3 protein-coding genes and 1 tRNA gene are annotated in these 5,137 nt (G+C 62.7%); 1 reads left to right on the top strand and 3 read right to left on the bottom strand.

Features of this window, described 5'->3' with window-relative positions; translation table 11 throughout:
- Positions 1-1,369 precede the first annotated feature (1,369 nt).
- Positions 1,370-2,626, top strand: a complete 1,257-nt coding sequence (locus tag AC3WR3_RS10360; protein WP_139434335.1) for an amidohydrolase — start codon at positions 1,370-1,372, stop codon at positions 2,624-2,626.
- Positions 2,627-2,698: 72 nt separating this feature from the next.
- Here the strand turns inward: AC3WR3_RS10360 and yjjG are convergent, their stop codons facing one another.
- From yjjG to AC3WR3_RS10345, 3 genes are all read right to left on the bottom strand, one after another.
- Positions 2,699-3,379, bottom strand: coding sequence for a pyrimidine 5'-nucleotidase (gene yjjG, locus AC3WR3_RS10355; RefSeq protein WP_218408599.1), 681 nt, complete (start codon positions 3,377-3,379; stop codon positions 2,699-2,701).
- A 50-nt stretch (positions 3,380-3,429) separates the two neighbouring features.
- Positions 3,430-4,914 carry a M17 family metallopeptidase gene (locus AC3WR3_RS10350; RefSeq protein ID WP_492291807.1) on the bottom strand — a complete coding sequence of 495 codons (1,485 nt, stop codon included), beginning with the start codon at positions 4,912-4,914 and terminating at the stop codon, positions 3,430-3,432.
- Between the two features lie 145 nt (positions 4,915-5,059).
- Positions 5,060-5,136 (bottom strand) — tRNA-Met (locus tag AC3WR3_RS10345).
- Position 5,137 lies beyond the last annotated feature (1 nt).

The following is a 5,137-nucleotide window of genomic DNA, read 5'->3' as shown; positions in this document are numbered from 1 at the left end:
GAGGTGACTATCCCACGTTGCTTGCATGAGGCGCTGGGGCGCCCCATGCAACACGTAATTGGGACATAGCCTTTTTTTATGCCTGCCGGTTGTCATCAGCTCCCTGCTGGCTCCCTGCTGACAGGCACAGGCCACCGCCTTCCAGCCCAATCCGTGTGCCAGTCTGCCGAACCGCCCCCTGTTGCGCTGCTGCCGGATAAGGTGGCGATGCAGGTGCTCCCTTTCGTTTCGCCGCGCGCTACTGAGGTTTCCCCCTCTCCCGCAGACTCTTGCTCCTCCCCTTGCCCGCACTCTTTTGCGCTCCTGAATGCTCTTCGGGCATGGCGCTTCGGCCTGAACTTGCATCCCACCCTCTCACCACAGGCTTCTCAAGGCACCTCGCGCCCTGCGTCCTCTGACAATGGGCGCCCCATGCCTGGGTCCCTGTCTCTGCGTGCCTGCCTCTGCGCTGTGAATGCAAGCTCACCCCTACTGCCATGACGCCCCCCAAAAAGCGCGGCTTGGCGGGCGGGGCTGGGGGTCTTTTCCCAGCCAAATGCCTGCTGTTTTACCCTGTTTTCCCCTGTGAATTGAAATTCTTCCTGAAGGTGATGACGATAAAGCACCGTCCCGACAGGGTTTACCCCATGGCGGGCAGATAAAAATGATGAGATGAAGGAAATGGCACTACCAGCCAACCAACTCATCATTGGCGACACTTTCAGGCGCACCACGCGGCCATTTTTCGCCACAAAAGTTGATGATCACCAAAACGGTCTCGTACAAACCCCACCAAAAAATGCAAAAGAAGAACCATAAGTGACTGTATATAAACAACATAGTGATGAATGCCATGAGCTAGAAATCCACCACCCCATGAGTGGGTGATAAAACGGCCACAAAATTACAAAAATACAGCACTACGACACCACCAGACTGATTTTGCCACATAAATACATTTTTCATTGTTATCCCATGTCATTGTGGTATCTTGGTCTCATCATCAGTCAGCCAAGGGAGACAAAATAATGAAAGAGTTCGTTGTTACCGCCGTTTTTACCGTGTTTTTCACTCTGGTTGCCGTCTCTCTGCCCTCGCTGGCACAGCTCTAAGGCGGTTAATCGGTCAGGTAGCTGCCTGCCCTGCGTCTTGATAGCGCCACCAGGCCGCAAAAACACCCGCAAAGGTGGGTTTTTGAAGGCTTGTGCAAAAACAGGATGCCAGTCAGAAGTTATTGACTATCAGTGAGCATTTAACGACCTGATCGTCATGATCGCCGTTCTTGCAAGGGGAGCCTCAGTGCTCCCCTTGCCGCATCTGTCTCTGCGGGATTTACTCTTGCCCCCCTGCCCGTCACAATGTCCGCTGGATTTGCCATGCAGGAATCACCATGACTCAGGATGCTCTGCGCCACTGGCGCCGTGACCTTCACCGTCTCCCCGAAGCCGCCTGGTGTGAATTTCGCACCAGCGCCCTCATCGCCCACCACCTCTGTGAACTCGGATTTTCCGTCATGCTGGGGGACAAGCTGCTGGCCAGCAACCTCATCATGGGACGGGAGATAGACGTCGCAGCCCAGAAGGAGCGAGCCCTGCGTCAGGGGGCCCACCCCGACTGGCTGGCCCGCATCGACGAGATCACCGGTGTGATGGGGGTCTGGGACAGCGGCCGCCCCGGCCCTACCCTGGGCTTTCGCTTCGACATCGATGCGGTAGAGGTGGAGGAGAGCCGGGAGCCGGCGCACCAGCCCTGCCAGGAGGGGTGGCACTCAGCCAACCCGGGCTGGATGCACGCCTGCGCCCACGATGGCCACACCGCCATCGGGCTGGTGCTGGCCGAGCGGATCGCCGCCCTGGCCGAGCGGCTCAACGGCCGTATCAAGCTGTTCTTCCAGCCTGCCGAAGAGGGGTGTCGCGGCGGCAAGGCGCTGGCAGCAGGCGGTCAGCTCGATGATGTGGATGCCCTGCTGGCGCTGCACATCGGCATTCATGCCAACAGCGGCGAGCTGGTGATCAATCCCACCGAGTTTCTCTGTTCAACAAAATTTGACGTGGAATTTATGGGGCGCGCCGCCCACGCGGGGCTCGAGCCCAACGCCGGCAGCAACGCCCTGGCGGCGGCCTGCATGGCCACCACCGCCATGCTCGGCATCGCCCGCCACCGGGACGGCATGACCCGCATCAACATAGGCCAGCTCAATGGGGGCAGCGGTCGCAACGTGATCCCGGGTCACGCCCGCCTGATGGGAGAGACCCGGGGCGCGACCCCGGCCCTCAACGACTACATGTTCGGCCAGGTGCAGCAGATAGTGGAAGGGGCCGCCATGATGCAGGGGGCCAGCTACCTCATTCGCAAGCAGGGGGAAGCCATCGGCATAGAGAACAGCCCGGCCCTGCTCGAGGAGATAGTGCCCCTGGCCGAGGCGCTCAAGCTGGAGACCATCCACACCCGCCGTTTCGGCGCCAGCGAGGATGCCGGTTTCCTCATCGAGCGGGTGCAGCAGCACGGCGGTGAGGCCGCCTACCTCATTCTGGGGGCCAATCTGGCGGCGCCTCACCACCATCCGGAGTTCGACTTCGACGAGGCCGTGCTGGCCCCCGGTGTCGCCCTGCTCGAAGCCTGGCTGCTCAGCCGCCTCGGCACCTGAGAACGCCAGCGATGAAAAAAGGCAGCCCGAGGGCTGCCTTTCTTGTCTTTGCGACGTCGCCTGGCGCCGGGTTCAGCGTCCCAGCACTATGTCAGAGAGGTGGGCGAAGTGATGGATCTCGTGGGTCGCCTCGCAGGGCCCCTGCTGGCGGGCGGGGTTGTACCAGCAGGTCGCCAGCCCCTGGGCGGCGGCACCGGCGATGTCGGTCTTGGGGTTGTCCCCCACCATCAGCACCCGCGCCGGGCTCGGCTGCCCCATCAGATCCAGGGCGTGCTGGAAGATGGCGGCGGCCGGCTTGGTCACCTGCACCTCGTCGGAGATAACGAGGGGCTCAAACCACTCGTTCCAGCCCAGCTTGTCGAGACGACCGCGCTGGGGCAGGCTGAAACCATTGGTGATGATCCCCATCCTGACCCGGCTCTTCAGGGCCAGCAGGGTCTCCTCCACCCCCTCCAGCGGCACGCTCAGGGCGATGATCTGCTGCAGGAAGGTGTCATTCATCGCCATGGGCGCCACGTTCACCTGCTCGGCAAACATCGAAAAACGGGTCTGCTGCAGTTGGGTGGCGTCTATCTCACCTGAGTTGTATTGCTGCCACAGCCTGTGGTTCAGCTCGTGATAGGCCGCCATCCTGGGGGGCGTCGGCGTCACGCCATAGATCTGCAGGGTGCGTTCCAGTGCCTGGGCGACCGGGAAATCGAGCAGGGTCTCGTCCAGATCGAACAGCACCCAGTCATAGCTTGCTTGTTTCACGCTTGTCCTTATTGGTTGTACTTGGCCATTCATGTGGCGGGCTCGGCCATTCATGTGGCGGGCTCGGCCATGCCGAGCTGGCTGGCGAGCAGCGTCAGCGACAGCCTGACGCCAAACCCGGTCACTTCGCTGCCGACCACGCCGTTGCCCCCCTTGTTGCGAAAACCGCTCAGGTCGAGGTGCAACCAGGGGGTCTGCCCGGGCACGAAGCGGCTGAGGAAGCGGGCGGCGTCGATGTGATCCGGCGAGCTACCCGGGGCGCACTGTAACAGATCGGCCCACTCGCTATCGAGGTTGTCGTCGAAATCCTCGTCCAGCGGGAAGGGCCAGATCCGTTCACCGCTCTGCTGTCCCAGGCGTATCAGCTCGGGAAGCCAGTCAGGGCGATTGGTGAAGGCGCCGCTGTAGCGGCTGCCGAGCGCCCGCTTGCAGGCACCGGTCAGGGTCGCGTAGTCGATCAGCAGATCGGGCTCCCCTTGGGCCGCGAGCGCCAGGGCATCCGCCAGCACCATGCGCCCCTCGGCGTCGGTGTCCACCACCTCTATGGTGGTGCCGTTGAGGGCGGTCACCACCTCCCCCGGTCGGTAGGCTTTGGGGCCGATGTGGTTCTCGGCGATGGCGAGCCAGCAGTGCACCTCAACGGGCAACCTGGCCCGGCTGATGGCATGCAGGGTCCCGAGCGCCACCGCGCTGCCCCCCATGTCCAGGTGCATGCCATACATGCTGCCACCCACTTTCAGGTTATAGCCCCCGGAGTCGTGGCAGATCCCCTTGCCCACCAGCGCGATGCGGCGCACCGGATTGGCCGGGCAATAGCTGAGCCTGACGATGGCAGCCTGGTTGTCCTCCGAGCCCCTGGCCACCGCCAGGAAGGCGCCGGCACCGAGCTTGGCGAGGGCCGCCTCGTCGAACTCCTGACATTGCCAGCCCTCCTGTTGCGCCAGCTGCCGCGCGAAGGCACGGTAGCTGCCGGCATTGAGCTCTGAGGCGGGCAGCACGGCCAGGTGACGGGCCAGCCCGTTGCCCTGCGCCTCGGCCTCGATGCGGGCCAGATCCAGGACGCAGGGGGGAGACAGGGTCAGGCTCTGATAGCCGATGGGCGCCTCGTCGGCGCGTTTGTGGGTGGGCAGCGGCACATCGGCCGCCAGCAGAGTGGCGAGCACCAGCTCGGCCAGCAGCGCCCGGGGCGCCTCATCGAAGCCCTCCAGGTGCAGCGCCAGTTGCGCCACCTTGAGACCCGCAAGGGGGGCTGTCCAGGAGCGGAGCTGCTTGTAGAGCCGGTGATCCAGAACGGGCGCCGAGTCCACGAAGATCACCAGTTGCAGACCCTGACCATCCGCCAGCCGGTAAGGGGCCGGCAGACCCAGGGCTATCTGGGATGCCACCCCGGCGAAGGCCGGTTGCGCCAGCAGGGCGTCGCGCCCGGTCTCGGCGACCAGCAGCAGTTTGACGGGAATGTAGCTCGCCATCACCTCGTTCAGGGTGGTGGTCTGCATGGTTATCTTGGGAGGAAGGTAGTTGAAAGCGTGCATCACAGGGAGAGGCCTCATCCATGAACAGAAGCCAGAATGATACCGAACAAATGGGACTATGGATCGCCACCACATAAATTAATGTGCTGGATCAGGGTGATACAGGGGAGGATCGGGAGTGATACAGGTAGGAGAAAAGAGAATAAGTTGGTTGCGGGGGCCGGATTTGAACCGACGACCTTCGGGTTATGAGCCCGACGAGCTACCGAGCTGCTCCACCCCGCGT

The sequence above is a fragment of the Aeromonas sp. EU05-FHT14A05 genome, assembly GCF_058791175.1.
This window is presented reverse-complemented; position numbering and strand designations above follow the sequence as displayed.

Coding starts and splice junctions, on each gene's coding strand:
- AC3WR3_RS10360 (WP_139434335.1), top strand. CDS start 1,370: ATGACTCAGGATGCTCTGCGCCACTGGCGCCGTGACCTTCACCGTCTC.